Source organism: Pseudomonas sp. KBS0707, assembly GCF_005937945.2.
Classification (GTDB): Bacteria; Pseudomonadota; Gammaproteobacteria; order Pseudomonadales; family Pseudomonadaceae; genus Aquipseudomonas; species Aquipseudomonas amygdali.
Genome location: NZ_CP041754.1, coordinates 4,550,735 through 4,567,544, shown reverse-complemented (window position 1 = coordinate 4,567,544; position 16,810 = coordinate 4,550,735). Strand labels below are relative to the sequence as shown.

Here is a 16,810-nt window from a genome sequence, read left to right as displayed (position 1 = left end):
TCATGTGTAATCCATGCAGGCAGGGTTTTCCCTTTTCTGCAGATGCGTTAACGGAGCGGTAAATGAAGATTCTGGTCACCGGCGCGAGCGGCTTCATCGGCGGACGCTTTGCGCGTTTTGCCCTTGAGCAGGGCATGAGCGTGCGGATCAATGGCCGTCGTGCCGAAGGTGTCGAGCACCTGGTCAGGCGTGGCGCCGAGTTCATCCAGGGCGACCTCGCTGACCCTTATCTGGTGCGGGCGCTGTGCGATGACGTGGAAGCGGTGGTGCACTGCGCAGGCTCCGTCGGCCTGTGGGGACGCCGCCAGGATTTCATGCAGGGCAACGTGCAGCTTACCGAAAACATCGTCGAGGGCTGCCTGAAACAAAGGGTGCGAAGGTTGGTTCATCTTTCGTCGCCTTCGATCTACTTTGATGGCAAATCGCACCGCGGCATCAAGGAAGAGCAGGTGCCCAAGCGTTTCCATAATCACTATGCGGCGACCAAATACCTGGCCGAGCAAAAGGTCTTTGGTGCCGAAGAGTTCGGTCTGGAAGTGATCGCCCTGCGGCCGCGCTTCGTCACTGGCGCGGGCGACAACAGTATTTTCCCGCGTTTGCTGCACATGCAGCGCAAGAAGCGTCTGTCGATTGTCGGCAACGGTTTGAACGTGGTGGATTTCACCAGCATGCACAACCTCAACGAAGCCATGCTGAGCAGCTTGCTGGCAACCGGCTCGGCGCTGGGCAAGGCCTACAACATCAGCAACGGCACGCCGGTCCCGCTGTGGGACGCAATCAATTATGTGATGCGCCAGATGCATCTGCCTCAAGTCACCCGTTATCGTTCATACGGACTGGCCTACAGTGCCGCAGCAATCAACGAGGGTGCCTGCCTGCTGTGGCCGGGCCGACCTGAACCTACCCTGTCAAGAATGGGCATGCAGGTCATGAACAGGGATTTTACGCTTGATATCAGCCGCGCCAGGCATTATCTGGATTATCAGCCTCAGGTCAGCCTGTGGACAGCGCTGGATGAATTCTGTGGCTGGTGGCAGGCACAGCACGCAATCTGAATGCGGTAGTGGCACAGTGAGATTGGTTACGCGCTGTTGTTATACTGCCCGACTTTGGTTTAACAGCTTCCTGAAGGGTTATTCATGCGCAACGATCCATACGACGACGTCGATGACGTTCCCAGCCTGAGCGCCAAGGACGACGATGACGACTTCGCGCCGGGCAATGGTGCACGCGAACGCACCACGGTCTATTCGCGTACCACACCGGTGGTCAAGGTAAAGGGCCCGAGCACCGGACCGCTATGGGCGTTGGTCGGCGCGCTGTTCATTGCCTTTTGCGGTCTGGGCTGGTGGAGCTTTCAGCAGGTCTCCCTCATGGAACAGCAATTGGTGGCCACTCAGGAGAGCTTTGCGCGCATCAGCGAAGAAGCGGCGGGACGCCTGCAGGATATTTCCGGCAAAGTCGTTGCGACCGAGGCGCTGTCCAGCGATGGCGAGGCGCTCAAGCAGCGCATCAAGCTGCTGGAAGCGCAACTGGAGGATCAGGACAAACAGCGCGAGGGCGTTGAAGGCCAGCAGGGCAGTCTCGACAAGCGCCTGGAGCAGATGGCCGCGCAAACCGCCCAGCAGCACAGTGAAAGCGCGCAGTTGCAGGAGCAGCTCAAAAGCGTCGTCGCTGAGCTGACCACGCTGAAAGCCGCGCTGCCCGATCTGAAAACCGCACAGGCCGATCAGGGCAAGCTGGATGCGCAAATCAAAAGCGTGGCAGCCGATGTTGCGACATTGAAGAAACAGGGCAACCCGTCGGCTGCTGTCGAGCGCCTGGAGCAGGACCTGATGGTCCTCAAAAGCGAACAGGAAAACCGCCCGGCCCCGTCAGCAGAGGCCAATACTGCCGAGTTCGACGCGTTTCGTGCTCAGGTCACCCGCAATATCAATACCCTCACCAGCCAGATCCAGAATCTGTCGCAACAGCTCAACGCGCGTCGTTGAAGGCAAGACTTGCCGGCGGCTGTCTATAGCAGATAGCCGCTGGCAAATTTCCTGACATTTTTTTGTACTCGTTAAATAGATATGTACTTGCCAATAGAAGGAAGGCTTACGCTTGCCTGGCTGTTAACTAAATTGGAGTTTCAACAATGAATGGAATCAATGAAATGTACACCGATGCCCCGCAAGAAACGACCGAAAATTACATCCCGGCTGAAGACTCAGACCAGGGAGTAGACGAAGTTTCCAGGACGCCGTTGCCCACTTACGCCGACGTACCGGATTATCCGGAAGATTTGGTACGCCAGCAGGTCAAGCCACCGGTGAGGTTCAAACCGCCTGTAAAGCCACCTGTAAAGCCGCCTGTAAAACCTCCGGTCAAGGGGGCAGGTCCGGTGAAGCCGCCCGTGAGACCGCCCGTGAAACCCCCGGTCAAGGTGAAAAAGCCAGTGAGGCCACCTGTCAAACCTGTTATCAAACCACCCGTTGCGCAAAAGTTAACGCCGGCCCCTGAGGCACGTTCGCGCCTGGACAAGCTGCTGGCAGTCATAAACACGGTCACCGGTGTTTTACAACTGGTCCACCCGCTAAACAGTGTCTTCAACCCCGATGGTACGGTCAGTTATCCGAATGGAAGTGTTGCGGCGGCAGATGGCCAGTCCTTGAAGCACACGGATGGCACTGTTCAACACCTGGATGGCACCACCGTGCATGCCGACGGTTCGGTCGAGCACCCCGGCGGCGATGTTCAACACAAGGACGGGACCTGGGTTATGGCAGATGGCTCTGTCAACTACCCCGACGGTCGCTGGAAGTTACCGGACGGGACTATCACTGATGCCGAAGGCAATGTGCTAGGTACAGTCGGGCCTGAGGCTGCATTCTAACAGCAATAAGTACGGGCGATAAAAAACCCTGGCTCTTGCGAGTCAGGGTTTTTTGCGTTTGCAGCGCAGTGTTACAGGCGTGGGTAGTCGATATAGCCGACCGGCCCTTTGCCGTAGAACGTTTCGGGATGCGCTTCATTCAGAGGCGCGTCGCTGGCCAGACGCTCAGGCAGGTCCGGGTTGGCAATATAAGGCACACCAAATGCGATAGCGTCGGCCTTGCCTTCTGCCAGCCAGGTATTTGCGGTGTCCTTGGTGAATTTTTCATTGGCGATGTAGACGCCACCGAAATCCTTCTTCAACTGCGGGCCGAGGCTGTCTTCGGCGTCACGCTCACGGGCACAGATGAACGCGATACCGCGCTTGCCAAGCTCTTTGGCCACGTAGCTGAAGGTTTCAGTGCGGTTAGCATCGCTCATGTCGTGCATGTCGAAGCGAGGCGAAAGGTGTACGCCTACGCGACCAGCGCCCCACACCTCAATGACCGCATCAGTCACTTCCAGCAGCAGACGAGCACGGTTTTCTACCGAACCGCCGTACTCGTCAGTGCGCTGGTTGGAGCCGGTCAGCAGGAACTGTTCCAGCAGGTAGCCGTTGGCACCGTGTACTTCCACGCCGTCGAAGCCCGCAGCCTTGGCGTTTTCCGCACCGACGCGATAGGCCTCGACGATGTCACCGATTTCTGCCAGTTCCAGCGCGCGCGGGGTCGGTAGCGGGGTGATCGGGCGCATCAGGCTGACGTGGCCTTCAGCTGCGATAGCGCTAGGGGCCACCGGAGTTTCGCCGTTCAGGTACGCCGGGTGGGAGATGCGGCCAACGTGCCACAGCTGCAGCACAATCCGGCCACCAGCGGTATGCACGGCCTTGGTGATGTTGCTCCAGCCGCGTACTTGGTCGTTGGACCAGATGCCGGGTGTGTCCGGGTAACCAACACCCATCGGCGTGACCGATGTGGCTTCAGTCAGGATCAGGCCTGCAGAAGCACGCTGCACGTAATACTCGGACATCAATGCATTGGGTACGCGACCTTCGTCGGCGCGGCAGCGCGTCAGTGGCGCCATGATGATGCGGTTTGGCAGTTGCAGATCGCCAATGGTGATCGGGTCAAAGATAGTCGTCATGTGTCGAATCCTCGTGATTGATCAATGTGTAGCAGGTGCCAGATCGGGGTTGCCGGTCTGACGAAAAGTAATCAGTGTGATCAGCAGCGCGAGCACTGCCAGCATGGCAGCGGCCAGCGGTACGCTGGTCAGGCCCAGGCCGTGGGCGATGACGCTGCCACCGACCCAGGCACCAAGCGCGTTGCCCACGTTGAAAGCGCCGATGTTCAGGGTTGAAACCAGGTTGGGCGCGGCTTTGCCGAAGGTCACCACGTTGATCTGCAGAGCCGGGACGGCTGCAAAGGCAGCGACCGCCCAGAGGAACAGGGTGATTTCAGTCGGGATCAGCGCGGCGCTGGTCCAGCTGAGAGCGGTTGAGATCACCGCCATCGAGACGAACACGGCAATCAGCGTGGATGACACACGGCGGTCGGCCATCTTGCCGCCAATCACGTTACCTGCGGTCAGGCCCAGGCCTATCAACAGCAGGGTCCAGGTCATGCCCTTGGGCGATACGCCGGTGACTTCGCCGAGCAGCGGGGCAATGTAGGTGAACAGGGTGAACATGGACGCTGAAAACAGCGCGGTCATGGTCAGCGACAGCCAGATACCGGCACCTTTCAGTGCGGCCAGTTCGGCGCGCATGTCGAGTTTTTCTTCATTGCGATTGGTCGGCAGAAAGCGGATCAGGCCGATCAGCGCAATCACGCCGATGACTGTTACCGCCCAGAAGGTCGAGCGCCAGCCTGCGTATTGACCCAATGCAGTACCCAAAGGCACGCCCAGTACATTGGCCAGGGTCAGACCGGTGAACATCAACGCTACCGCCGAAGCGCGGCGATTGGCAGGCACCAGCCCTGCGGCAACCACTGAGCCGATGCCGAAGAACGCACCATGACACAGCGCTGTAACCACGCGGGCGAACATCAATACGTTGTAGTCACTGGCCAGTGCGCAGAGCAGGTTGCCGATGATGAAAATGCCCATCAGCGTGACCAGCGCAGCCTTGCGCGGCAGTTTTGCCGTGGCCATGGCCATGAACGGCGCGCCGACGGCCACGCCCAGCGCATAGCCGGTGACCAGCCAGCCTGCGCCGGGGATAGATACCCCGAGGTCAGCCGCCACATCGGGCAGCAGGCCCATGATGACGAATTCGGTGGTGCCGATGGCAAAGGCGCTCAGGGCCAGAATAAGTAGCGAAAGAGGCACGGGGCAGCTCCTGGTAAACGTTGGAAAATCAGGTCGGGTTGTTCAGCTCTTCAACCAGCGCCTGAACGAATGCCTGTATGACTTCTTCGTTGCGTCTGAAGAAATGCCATTGGCCAACCTTCTTGCTGCTGATCAGGCCAGCGCGTTGCAAGGTCGCCAGATGGGCCGAGACAGTGGATTGGGACAATCCTGCACGCTGATCGATCTGTCCGGCGCACACGCCGTGTTCAATCGAGTATTGCTGAGCAGGAAAGCTCGCGCGGGGGTCCTTCAACCAGGTCAGGATTTCTCGGCGGACCGGATGGGCCAGGGCTTTTATTATGTCGTCGAGGTCGATAGGCATGTCGTTCTCACAGGCGGTGTAGCGATATATCGCGATAGGGCGAACCTTATATCTGTATTTCGCGATATACAAATATGATTTTGTGCTTAGGACTGGCAAAATCGCTATATCGGGTTATATCGATATATAGACCTCGGCCTTGAAAGCGGCGTAGGCTTGCAGGCATGAACTATCTGGCACATCTTCATCTCGGCGGGCATCGGCCTGCTCAATTGCTTGGCAGCCTGTATGGCGACTTCGTCAAAGGTCCGCTGTCGGGACGTTTTCCTGCAGAGCTTGAAGCGGCCATTCGGCTGCATCGCAGCATTGACGCTTTCACTGACAGCCACCCGCTTATCAAGGCTTCCATTGCCCGCTTTCCATCCCAGCGGCGACGCTATGCAGGCATTATGCTCGACGTCTTTTTCGATCATTGTCTGGCTCGCGACTGGCATCGCTATGCCGATCTGCCGCTGGACGTATTCACTGGCAAAGTCTATGGCACGCTGGCCGCCGAGCCGCAATTGCCCGAGCGGCTCGCATTGATCGCGCCGCGCATGGCCGCGCAGGACTGGCTGGGTTCGTATCGGGATTTCGAGGTGCTGGGGCAGGTGCTGAGCGGGATATCGCGACGCTTGTCACGGCCCGAAGGGCTGGCAGGCGGCATGCAGGAACTGCAGGCGCTTTACCAGCCCTTGAGTGCGGATTTCGCCGAGTTCTATCCGCTATTGGAGAATTTTGCTCAGGCTGCCCTGGCCGAGCGCGAAGCCACTTCGCTCGGTTGAGCAGGCTCGCCGGATACTTGTTTACCGATCACTGACTCCCCCGTGACAGGTTCACCGAACAGCGCCACCTGAACGGCTTGCTGGGCCTTGAACGCCAGTGCAGCGCGCTCCTGATCCGCCGTCGGAATCGGGGTCAGCAGGTGAATGTGCACATCGCTCTGCTCATTGGCGAACAACCGGCGCAAATGGGACAGCAAATCGTCGTCGCCAATGAACGGGGCAATCGGGTCCGGTTTGCCGTCACGCGAGTAACCGATGGCCACTGGCTGGATCGGTACGCCGGCTTCAATGGCACTGGACAGCAGACGGCCGTGGAAGGTGCGCAGGCTTCTGCCATCGGTGGTGGTGCCTTCCGGGAAGATCAGCAGTGCGTTGCCTTGTTGCAGGTGATTGCACATCTGCTTTTGAATCAGACGGCTGTCGCCCGATCCGCGACGAATGAACAGCGTACCAGCCTCCAGTGCCAGCCAGCCCGCTACCGGCCAGGTCCGGACTTCGGCCTTCGACAGAAACGACAGCGGTGCCAGCATGCCCAGCAGTGCAATGTCGGTCCACGACACATGGTTACTGACCCACAGCATTGGCTGGGTTGGCAACTGACCTGTCACGGTGACGCGAAACGGCAGGGCATTGGTCAGGCGCGCCATGAACCAACGGCTCCAGCGCTGCCTGCGCTCCATCGACCCACCGATTCTGGTGCGTTCCAGAACCGCGAACGTTCCGGCAATCGTCAAGCCGAGCGCCACGACCAGCAGCACCCGGACTACGCGGGCATAGCCGCGTGCCCGGCTCATCACACGGCCGCCTTGAAGTGGCGGGCATAGCGCGGGCACAAGTCGTCGCGCTTGAGCAGGATGAACACGTCGGCCACCTGGAAGTCTTCGTCCCAGCACGGTTCGCCGCAGATCTTGGCCCCCAGGCGCATGTAAGCCTTGAGCAGTGGCGGCATCTCGCAGATCACATTGCTCGGGATATCGAGCGTCGGCAGCGGGTTTTTCGGCTCTGCGCGCAAGTGCTCGTTGCACAGGTAGCGTTCGCGCAGGCGTTGCATGATCGCGTGCGCCTGAATGCCGCCGTCGTGCATCGGGATGCTCGCGCAGCCCATCAGGTAGCTGTAGCCGCCTTCGTTCAGCACCTCGGCCAGCTCGCTCCACAACACCGCGATGGTGCCACCGTTGCGGTAGGCCGGGTCTACGCAGGTACGTCCCAGTTCAAGAATCGGACCCTGCAGATGAACCAGACCGTGCAGGCTGAATTCTTCTTCACTGTAGAAACGCCCCAGCGTGCTGGCAGCCTTGTGGTCGAGCAGCCGGGTAGTGGCAACCAGACGCCCGGTGTTCAGGTCACGCACACCAATTTGCGAGCAATGAACATCGTAATCGTCGATATCCAGGCCTTGTTCAGCGCCGTTGAGACGGGCGTTGAACTCTTCGCTGAACACACTGAAACGCAACGCCTGTGCTTCCTGCAGGGCGCGCGCTCCAATCAGGCGCTCGGCCTGAAGACGACGTTCAGAAGTGTTGTCACGAATGCGGGCGATCTGGGTCATACGAATCTCCATGAGCCAGCCATGCAGAGTTTGGCTGGTTGACTGATTTGTCCAGGCGCTTTGCCGTACTTGCAGGCTAGGGAGATGGCGTGTCATGCCTGTGAAGCTTTGGTGATGGTTGTGTGACGGGTAACGCTGTGGGCATTTCCACGCTGGTGGAGCGGGAGGAGCGAGCGGCGTACGAAGGACCACTATCGTGACCATGCTCCGCGTGGGTATGCCGTTCTGGACGCTCTGCGTCCTGTCCCGGGGTAATGGCTGACTGTCACGAAGCCCTGATACGGTATGCGGATTACTCTGTAGAGGCTCTGTCATGCCGCGTAGATCTTTCCGCCTGTGTCTGGTTTTGATCCTGGGCTTCAGTGCCCAGGGCGTCGTTGCTCAAACATGGCCGACAGAGCAATGGTCATCTCAGCCTGCGCCGCGATCTGCGGCAATCGAAGAACTCGAGGCCTACGCCTTCCCGCCCCGTGACGACGCCACACGCAAGGGCATTCGCACCGATGCGCTGCTGGTGATTCGTGATGGCGAAGTTGTGTATGAGCGCTACGGCGGTGTGACCACAGCGCAAACTCCGCACCTGACCTGGTCGATCAGCAAGAGCGTGATGGCGACAGTGCTGGGCGTGGCGTTTACCGACGGGCGCTTTCAACTCAATGATCCAGTGGCGAAGTTCTACCCGCCGTTCAAGGCGCACCCCGATATCGCCATCAAAGACCTGATGCACTGGGCTTCGGGGCTGAATTGGCAGGAAGATTACGAATATGCACCGCTTAACTCTTCCGTAGTCGCCATGCTCTACACCCGTGGGCGTGACGACATGGCGCGCTTCACCGCCGAGCACCGCGCAGCCAAATCCCCCGGCAAGGCGTACCTGTATTCCAGCGGCGACAGCACGGTTCTGGCTGCTGCGTTGAAAAATATCGTCGGGCCACAGGCGTATGCGGATTATCCGTGGACCGCACTGTTTGACCCGCTTGGCATCCGCAGTGCCGTCTGGGAAACCGATGGCGTGGGTACATTTGTAGGGTCGTCCTATGCCTACATGACCGCCCGCGACCTGGCACGCATCGGCTTGCTGATGCAGCGCGGCGGGCAATGGCAGGCTCGGCAGTTGCTCAACAAGGAATGGATGAACTTCGTGCTGACGCCGTTTGCAGGCGAGCAGATAGATGCCAACGTCGAAGTCCCTGGCGGCCAATGGTGGCTCAATCGAACTGCCGATGGCGGCAGGGGGCCGTGGCCGGATGCGCCCCCTGATACCTTTGCCGCACTGGGCCATTGGGGGCAGGCGCTGTACGTGATCCCCGACCGGAAGCTGGTGATCGTGCGCTATGCCGATGACCGCGACGGTACTTACGACCACAATCAGATGCTCAAGCGCATACAGGCAGCCTTTGGCAAGGAGGGCGGGCAATGAGCAGTCGCCGAATGTTCATCCTGCGTCGACCCTTCAGCAGCCTGCTGTTGCTGATCCTTGCTGCGCTCGCGTTACTTGCCTGGCAGTACCGCATTAACCTGCAGGCATTCCCCACCATCATCAGTGCCTACACCGCCAAGGAATACTGCTCGTGCAGGTACGTCATGAACAACTCCGAGGCGTATTGCATGGGCTACGTCAAACAGTACGTGCCCAGCGCGCTGATCGACGGCAGCAGCCAGAAAAAGGTCATTGCCAACGGGCTTGGACGAACCAGCAGTGCGTCGTGGCAGGGTGAGCGACAAGGCTGCCGACTGTTGCCATCCGAGCCTTGATGGATTACTGCCGAACGTCGTGGTTTGCCAGAGGTCAGACAGGCGGATAAGGTGGCCCTCAATTGCACGTCTGGAGTCTGCATGCTCACTATGAATCGCCTGCTGCTGGTCATGCTGGCCGCAGTGGCGTTACCTGCCCATGCGAACTGGTATCTGGATAACGAGTCGTCGCGGCTCTCGTTCACGTCAACCAAAAATGCCGATATTGCCGAGGTGCATCGCTTCCTCGTGCTGCATGGCAAGGTCGACCCCAAAGGGCTGGCTGAGGTGGAAGTCGAAACGGAGTCCATTAGCACCGGTATTCCCCTGCGTGACGAGCGCCTGCGGGAGCAGGTGTTTCAGGTACACAAGTTTCCCGTTGCGCAGATCAATGCCCAGCTCGACATGCGCCCGATCAATAACCTTGCCCCCGGCGCGCAACTGGAATTGCGTTTACCACTGACCGTCAGCCTGCGCGGCAAGAGTCACAGCTATAACGCCGAACTGCTGGCGACGCGCCTCGACGAGCGCCGCTTTCAGGTTGTGACGCTCGAACCGCTGGTGATTCATGCTCAGGACTTCGATATGGTTTCGGACTTCAATGCCCTGCGCAACGCGGCAGGCTTGTCGGCGGTCAGTCTGTCAGTCCCGGTCGGGGCTGTCCTGATCTTCACGGCGCGCTGATATGAACGGTGCGATTTTCCCGTGGCGTGAAAACAACCGCTTTCAATTGCTGATCGACGGTCCTGCGTTCTTCCCGCGCATGATCGCCGCCATTGACCGGGCCGAGCAGCAGGTTGACCTGGAGCTGTACCTGGTCGAAGCCGGGGCCTTCGCCGATGCCATCGTGCGGGCGCTGGTCGAGGCGGGCAGGCGTGGTGTGATCGTGCGCTGCCTGTTCGACGACTTCGGTTCAAAAGCCTTCGACGCCGGGCTGCGTAAGCAACTGACCGACGCCGGTGTGATTCTGCGTTTCTACAACCCGATCCACTGGCGACGCGGCGTGCGCAACTTCTACCGCGACCATCGCAAATTGCTGGTGGTCGACAAGACGCTGGCGGTGGTCGGCGGTACGGGTGTAACCGATGAATTCTGGGAGCCAGACAAGGATGTCAGCCAATGGCACGAAGTGATGGTGGAAATCACCGGGCCGCTGGTTCTTGACTGGCAAGCGTTGTTCAACCGGCAGTTTCACGCCAATGCTCGACGTTTCGCCTGGCGCCCGAAAGAAAACTTTGGTCTGGATCATCTGCCCACCGCCCCGGTAGCCGGTGAAGGCCTTGGCCGTGTGGCGTACGCCGACTCTCGCCAGCACCGCGACATTCTGCAATCGCTGGTGCGCACGCTGAACACCGGGCAAAAGCGCATCTGGCTGGCAACCCCTTACTTTCTGCCCACCTGGAAAGTTCGCCGCGCCTTGCGCAGGGCAGCCTCGCGCGGCGTCGATGTACGTTTGCTGCTGACCGGGCCACGCACCGATCACCCGTCGGTACGCTACGCCGGTCACCGTTACTACCCGCGCTTGCTGCGGGCCGGGGTCAAGGTCTTCGAATACCAGCCGTGTTTTCTGCACTTGAAAATGGTCCTGATCGACGACTGGGTGAGCATCGGTTCGTGTAACTTCGACCACTGGAATCTGCGCTTCAACCTTGAAGCCAACCTCGAGGCCCTCGACCCAGGGCTGACCCGCGATGTGGTCGCCAGTTTCGAAAAAGACTTCGCCCTGAGCGCCGAAACCACACTGGCAGACTGGAAGGCCAGACCACTGTGGCGACGCGTCAAACAGCGCTTGTGGGGGTGGATCGACCGGCTGGTGGTGAACCTGCTGGATCAGCGTAATTGAGGTGTACGCGGGGCCGAGCGTGGCCCCGGGTTGTCATCTGGTCAAACGATGCATTCCAGTGAGCGGTCAACCATGGCTTTGGCCATCTCGGCCATGTGCAATACCGAAAACGCCAGATCACGGCTGGTGCCCTGAGTGCTGTCGCCGGACTCATAGGCCGTCGTGATGATGCAGCGCAGCAGATCCGAAGCGTAGTTGAGCGCTTCTTCCTGGCTGACGGATGCGTTGACGGTGAACAGGGCGGTGGGCGGGTCGGGGACGATTTTATGGGGCATGTTTGCAACTCCAGCAGAACTTGGGGGGAGCCGTCACTAATCGCTACCAAACGATAAGGTGGCGGCCGTGTGCAAGTTGGTAGACCGGCTGCTGGCACCCGGTGCATCCGAAGACGCCATGCGCACGGCCACCATAAAGACGAGACGAAAAGGATCGCCTCGCAGAGGTGGCACATTGCGCCAGCAAAAGCAGGTCTACCAAACCTGATCGCTGATTGGGCAGCGACCGTTGAAGGCTAGAGACCTGAATAGCCAAGCGCAAGAGGCCGGGATTTTCTCGGAAATTTCCTTCAAATGGAAGGGAGGTGTCCTGCGGTTAATTCTTACAAGAGTTATCGAAAAAGTTTTTCTGAGGATGTTCGCCGTATAGGCGGGGAAGTGACTGGCGCTGTTTATCAGTATTTCAGCAAGTAGTACATCACCGAGGGGAGACGTTAAAAAGCTATCGGATTACATTGAGTCAGCATGATGTGTCTCCGCCCTACAGATAATGTGCGGAGTAGAGTGCTTGCAATGAAAATAGCCTGTGCAGCGTTTGCTGGACAGGCTTGAAGCGCGGAGGGAGTAGTTAAGGCTTTTTGATATTCTGCATGTAGGTATGATTAGGGTCTGTAACGACCTTCTTCGTCAACGCGTCCAGTTGCTTGCTGTGATACATGTCCAGGCATTTCAGCAGGTCGAATTTTATTCCCTTTATCTGGGATTCGGCCAAAGGGTTTGTGTAGTCTCTGGCGAGGTATTTTTTTACCAGTGCCCGAGACTGTCAGAAATTTTGTGTTCGGGCATAACATGTGGCTAGAGGTGCATGTATGCCGACCAAAAAGAAGTCCGCCAATGCAACAGCGAGGGAGTTGCCCTCGATTCCCCAAGAGCTGATCGAGCAGTTTGTTAAAGGCCCGATGAGCGCCGAAGCCATTCAAGACGCGTCCATGGCGTTCAAGAAGGCTCTGATCGAGCGTGCGCTAGGCGCCGAGCTGGGTCACCACCTTGGTTACCCTCAGGGCGCGGAGCGCCCTGAGGGGGCGACCAATCAGCGCAATGGCAAAAGCAGCAAGACGGTTCTGACCGACGACGGGCCGCTTCGCCTGGATATCCCCAGAGACCGCGATGGTAGCTTCGCCCCGATCCTGATTCCCAAGCACGAACGACGTTTTACAGGCTTCGACGACAAGATAATTGCCATGTACGCCCGGGGCATGACGGTGCGTGAGATCCGCGCTTTTCTATCTGAGCAGTATGGAACTGACGTGTCCCATGACTTCATCAGCTCAGTCACCGATGCGGTCATGGAAGAGGTGGGCGCTTGGCAGCAACGACCCTTGGAACCGATGTATCCGGTGATCTTCTTCGATGCGTTACGGGTCAAAATCCGGGACGAGGGGTTAGTGTGCAACAAGGCTATTTATCTGGCGCTGGGGGTATTACCTGATGGCACGCGCGACATTCTGGGTATATGGATCGAGAGCACCGAGGGTGCCAAGTTTTGGATGAAGGTGTTCAACGACCTCAAGACTCGTGGCGTTGAAGATGTTCTGATCGCCGTCACGGATGGCCTCAAAGGAATACCGGAGGCGTTGGGGGCGGTTTTTCCTGCCACGACGCTGCAAACCTGCATCGTGCATCTGATCCGCAACAGCTTGGACTATGCCGCTTGGGATAAACGTCGGGCACTGGCCAAAGCACTCAAGCCGATCTACCAGGCGATCAATGCCGATGTGGCTGAGCAAGAGCTTAACGCCTTTGAAGCGGGCCCCTGGGGCAAGCAGTATCCGACTGTAGTTGCTGCATGGCGTCGCGCCTGGGATCGGGTTATACCGTTTTTTGTTTTTCCGGCGGGCATTCGCAAAGTGGTTTACACGACCAATGCCATCGAGAGCATCAATGCCCAGTTACGCAAGATCATCAAGACTCGAGGGCACTTCCCGACCGATGAGGCTGCGACGAAACTGATATGGCTTGGGTTGCGCAACATCACCGCCAACTGGGGTCATGCGGCACACGACTGGAAAGTGGCAATGAATCAATTTGCGATCCTGTACGGAGACCGATTTACCAGACCGAGCTGGTAAAACAAGGGCCTGCCTGACGGCAGGCCCTAACCAGCCCGAACACAAAAAAACTGATACTCCCAAGTGGCTCTGCCGTTTTTTCAGGAACAGCCATTGTGGCAGGGCCGCTTGTTACACTCGAAGGTACTCGAGAGCAAAAAGTCATTTGCCGGCAAGCCGTCAGATACCCTTCCAGCATGAGCAGCCCCTATTCCAACAACCAACTCGATCTTGAAATCGGTTCCCCTGCCGAGCGTGTAAGTGCGCCCGCGCTTTATACTGTCACTCTTCCATTCGACAAAACCACGTTGCTGCCCTGCCTGAAAGACACAGCTTTCGTTCCAGAAAAAAAGAATTTCTACATTACGCACGGTGTGGCCGTATTGGACGCCACATCAGGCGACACTATCGGTAATGCACTTAAATCCACAGAAATCGAACTTGCCTTCGCAGCCAGTGACGGGACAGATCCCATAGCGCCAAAAATCAGCAAGCGCGTCGATCAGCTTTTAGGCATCGCGGAATACATTGATTTCTCGAACTCAAGCATCCTGTTCAGCGACGACTCGACCGATAAACGTGACCCTATCCGCATGAACACCCTGTTCGCCCGCGAGCTGATCAACAAGGCCAACATCGCACTTGAAGCGTTATTGTCCTGGGACACCCAACAGTTGCAGGAGCCGCCTATCGATGAGGACAACATCCCTGACCTGATGGACTTCAAAGGTGCCAACGGTCTGTACTTCTGGGAACTGTTTCTGCACCTGCCGTTCATGATTTCTCATCGACTCAATCTGGAACAGCGCTTCTCCGATGCAGAACGCTGGCTCGGTTTCATCTTCGATCCGGGTCGCAAGAAGATCGGCAATGCACCTGCTTACTGGAACGTGCGGCCATTGGTGGAAGAGCCAGACCCGGATTACTTTCTGCGCTCGCCCATTGACCCGGATGGCATCGCCGCCAGCGATCCGGTGCGCTACCAGAAAGCGGTGTATTTCCATTACATCAAGAACCTGATTGACCGGGGCGACATGGCCTACCGGCAACTGACCCCCGACAGCCTCGGCGAGGCCAAGCTCTGGTACGTGCGTATTCTCGATCTGCTGGGGCCGCGCCCGGATATGAAACTGACCAGCCAGTGGACGCCCATTGCACTGGGCGATCTTGCAGCATCTACAAGCCCGGGGCTACGAGCTTTCGAGCAGCAGTTCGTCAAGCAGGAACAACAGGTACGTACCAGCGCCACCGCCAAAGACGGCAAGGCAACGGTCAAATTCAGCCCGCCTCCCCTTCGCCTGAGCACCTTCGGCAGCGACCCGACACTGGCCGAAGAGGACAACGAACATTTTATCCTTCCGATCAATTCAGAACTGGTTAAATACTGGGACATGCTTGAGACGCGTCTGTACAACCTGCGCCACAACCTGACCCTGGACGGCAAGCCTTTGTCGTTACCGCTGTTTGCAGCGCCACTGGACCCACGGGCCTTGCTCGCAGCCTATGCCAATGGCGCAACCGAAGGCGGTGCGGGCAGCCTGCTGGCGCAGGAAACGCCGCACTATCGCTACCCGGTCATGTTTGCCAAAGCCAGCGCCGCCGTCGAGACCTTGACCCAGTTCGGCTTCACGCTGCTGTCGGTCATTGAGCGTAAGGAACAAGGGCAGCTTATGGAGCTGCAACAGCAGCAAGTCTGGGAGTTCGCCCAGTACGCTATCGATCTGCAGCTCGAAGCACAGAAAATCGAAGTTCAGACACGCAAGGCACTGGAAGCCAGCAAGGCGGTGGTTGATGCAAGAACCCGTTTTTACGCGCAACTGGCGGAAGAGAACGTCAGCCCCGGCGAAGTCGCAGCGGCCAGCGCGCAGCTTGCGGCAAGGGTTGCCGAAGGTGTCGGATCAACCGCTTATGCTGCAGCATCGGCCCTTAAGGTAGTGCCCAACCACGCAGGTTTTCATGCCGGGGCTACAGGCGGCATGGCTGTCGGCGCTGCGGCGGGTGGAGCTGTCGGCGGTTTTCGTCTGGAAGGTGTGCCGGAGATGGTCGCCATTGCCGCGCAAGCAAGTGCCACACTTTCTGCATCCATCGGCTACGCGCTTGAGCGTACGGAGGGCTTCCGTCGTCGTCTTCAGGAATGGGAACACGCACGGGATCAGGCACTGCTTGAGTCCGAACAGATCACTCTGCAACTCGCCGTTCACGACGCCCAGACCCGCGCCACAGCGTTACAGTTGCGTCAGGCTGAGGATGCTAAAAAGCAGGCCGAGACCGTCTATGCATTTCTCAACAAGCGCTTCACCAACAGCCAGCTGTATCAATGGCTCAATGGGCAGTTCTCGACCTTCTACTACCAGGCCTATGACGCCACGTTCTCACTGTGCCTGGCGACGCAAGCCTGCTGGCAGTATGAAATTGCCGACTACTCGGCCTCCTTCATCCAGCCCGCGGCCTGGAAGGATGCCTGGCGGGGCCTGACTGCTGGCGAGGCCCTGAAACTGAATCTGCTACGCATGGATGCCGCTTACGTGACCCGCAACGAACGCAAAATGGAGATCGTCAAGACGGTTTCGGTACACCAGCTGCCGATAACCGAGGGGGATGATGCCGGGATGAATCACGGCTGGGATGCAGTGGTCAAACGCCTGGCGGAAAAAGGGATTGCCGAGTTCGAAATCACTCGAGCCATGCTTGACGAGGATTACCCGGACCACTACCTGCGCCGCATCAAACGTATCAGCGTTTCGTTGCCGGTCACGGTCGGGCCGTATCAAGATATCCGCGCCACGCTGACCCAGTCGTACAGCGCAGTACAGATGGACGCTCAGGCTGACGGGGTGCTCAAGGAAAACATGCGCGCCAGCCAGCAGATCGCCTTGTCCACCGGCGTGGACGATGACGGACTGTTCGTTTTCAACTTTGACGATGAGCGCTATCTGCCATTTGAGGGCACCGGTGCGATCTCTCGCTGGGCCCTGAGCTTTTCCAACCCCGCATCGCAGCGCGACATGATCGACTCGATCACTGACATCATCGTGCACATGCGCTACACGGCGAAAAGTCGTTAACCGAC

16 protein-coding genes and 1 pseudogene are annotated in these 16,810 nt (G+C 58.4%); 10 read left to right on the top strand and 7 right to left on the bottom strand.

The features are described from left to right. Positions 1-62: 62 nt before the first annotated feature. The 3 genes from FFH21_RS21680 to FFH21_RS21670 all read left to right on the top strand — a co-directional run bounded on the left by FFH21_RS21680 (position 63) and on the right by FFH21_RS21670 (position 2,875). On the top strand, positions 63-1,055 hold the full coding sequence (locus tag FFH21_RS21680; protein ID WP_004656428.1) for an NAD(P)-dependent oxidoreductase: 993 nt from the start codon (positions 63-65) through the stop codon (positions 1,053-1,055). A gap of 84 nt (positions 1,056-1,139) precedes the next feature. After that, the gene (locus tag FFH21_RS21675; RefSeq protein WP_004656426.1) at positions 1,140-1,991 is read left to right on the top strand and encodes an ATPase; all 852 of its coding nucleotides are present in this window, start codon (positions 1,140-1,142) and stop codon (positions 1,989-1,991) included. 164 nt (positions 1,992-2,155) lie between these two features. Then, the gene (locus tag FFH21_RS21670) at positions 2,156-2,875 is read left to right on the top strand and encodes a hypothetical protein (protein ID WP_041924624.1); all 720 of its coding nucleotides are present in this window, start codon (positions 2,156-2,158) and stop codon (positions 2,873-2,875) included. A 71-nt stretch (positions 2,876-2,946) separates the two neighbouring features. Here the strand turns inward: FFH21_RS21670 and FFH21_RS21665 are convergent, their stop codons facing one another. The 3 genes from FFH21_RS21665 to FFH21_RS21655 are packed head-to-tail and all read right to left on the bottom strand — an operon-like array spanning position 2,947 to position 5,527. Further along, positions 2,947-3,996, bottom strand: coding sequence for an alkene reductase (locus tag FFH21_RS21665; RefSeq protein WP_002555001.1), 1,050 nt, complete (start codon positions 3,994-3,996; stop codon positions 2,947-2,949). A gap of 21 nt (positions 3,997-4,017) precedes the next feature. After that, positions 4,018-5,184, bottom strand: coding sequence for an MFS transporter (locus FFH21_RS21660; RefSeq protein WP_011169408.1), 1,167 nt, complete (start codon positions 5,182-5,184; stop codon positions 4,018-4,020). Between the two features lie 28 nt (positions 5,185-5,212). Continuing rightward, positions 5,213-5,527, bottom strand: a complete 315-nt coding sequence (locus tag FFH21_RS21655; protein ID WP_002554999.1) for a helix-turn-helix transcriptional regulator — start codon at positions 5,525-5,527, stop codon at positions 5,213-5,215. 164 nt (positions 5,528-5,691) lie between these two features. On the opposite strand from FFH21_RS21655, the gene FFH21_RS21650 reads away from it, so the two are divergent. Further along, on the top strand, positions 5,692-6,291 hold the full coding sequence (locus tag FFH21_RS21650; RefSeq protein WP_011169407.1) for an ACP phosphodiesterase: 600 nt from the start codon (positions 5,692-5,694) through the stop codon (positions 6,289-6,291). Here FFH21_RS21650 and FFH21_RS21645 read toward each other — a convergent pair. Together FFH21_RS21645 and olsB are read right to left on the bottom strand one after the other, a co-directional pair. After that, positions 6,249-7,085: a lysophospholipid acyltransferase family protein gene (locus FFH21_RS21645; RefSeq protein WP_011169406.1), complete on the bottom strand. Its 837-nt coding sequence runs from the start codon at positions 7,083-7,085 to the stop codon at positions 6,249-6,251. The genes FFH21_RS21650 and FFH21_RS21645 overlap by 43 nt on opposite strands. After that, on the bottom strand, positions 7,085-7,840 hold the full coding sequence (gene olsB / locus FFH21_RS21640) for an L-ornithine N(alpha)-acyltransferase (RefSeq protein ID WP_004656416.1): 756 nt from the start codon (positions 7,838-7,840) through the stop codon (positions 7,085-7,087). Before olsB ends, FFH21_RS21645 begins: the two co-directional genes overlap by 1 nt. Positions 7,841-8,153: 313 nt before the next feature. Here olsB and FFH21_RS21635 point away from each other — a divergent pair, with 313 nt between their 5' ends. The 4 genes from FFH21_RS21635 to FFH21_RS21620 all read left to right on the top strand — a co-directional run bounded on the left by FFH21_RS21635 (position 8,154) and on the right by FFH21_RS21620 (position 11,417). After that, positions 8,154-9,260 (top strand): serine hydrolase, encoded by a 1,107-nt coding sequence (locus tag FFH21_RS21635; protein WP_004666162.1) that lies wholly within the window; start codon positions 8,154-8,156, stop codon positions 9,258-9,260. Beyond that, entirely contained in the window at positions 9,257-9,595 is a 339-nt protein-coding gene (locus tag FFH21_RS21630; RefSeq protein ID WP_011169404.1) for a hypothetical protein, read from the top strand. The genes FFH21_RS21635 and FFH21_RS21630 overlap by 4 nt, the downstream gene beginning before the upstream one ends. 81 nt (positions 9,596-9,676) lie before the next feature. Next, positions 9,677-10,258, top strand: a complete 582-nt coding sequence (locus FFH21_RS21625) for a YceI family protein (protein WP_011169403.1) — start codon at positions 9,677-9,679, stop codon at positions 10,256-10,258. Between the two features lies 1 nt (position 10,259). Then, positions 10,260-11,417: a phosphatidylserine/phosphatidylglycerophosphate/cardiolipin synthase family protein gene (locus FFH21_RS21620; protein WP_011169402.1), complete on the top strand. Its 1,158-nt coding sequence runs from the start codon at positions 10,260-10,262 to the stop codon at positions 11,415-11,417. Positions 11,418-11,458: 41 nt separating this feature from the next. On the opposite strand, the gene FFH21_RS21615 is transcribed toward FFH21_RS21620, so the two are convergent. Then, positions 11,459-11,692 (bottom strand): DUF6124 family protein, encoded by a 234-nt coding sequence (locus tag FFH21_RS21615; RefSeq protein WP_002554991.1) that lies wholly within the window; start codon positions 11,690-11,692, stop codon positions 11,459-11,461. Between the two features lie 568 nt (positions 11,693-12,260). Continuing rightward, a pseudogene (locus FFH21_RS21605) lies at positions 12,261-12,449 on the bottom strand (T6SS amidase immunity protein Tai4 family protein); the annotation flags it as partial. A 52-nt stretch (positions 12,450-12,501) separates the two neighbouring features. On the opposite strand from FFH21_RS21605, the gene FFH21_RS21600 reads away from it, so the two are divergent. Continuing rightward, complete coding sequence (locus tag FFH21_RS21600; RefSeq protein ID WP_004663377.1) at positions 12,502-13,761, top strand: IS256-like element ISPsy17 family transposase; 1,260 nt, start codon at positions 12,502-12,504, stop codon at positions 13,759-13,761. A gap of 176 nt (positions 13,762-13,937) precedes the next feature. After that, positions 13,938-16,805 (top strand): hypothetical protein, encoded by a 2,868-nt coding sequence (locus FFH21_RS21590; RefSeq protein ID WP_230383571.1) that lies wholly within the window; start codon positions 13,938-13,940, stop codon positions 16,803-16,805. The last annotated feature ends 5 nt before the right edge of the window (positions 16,806-16,810 follow it).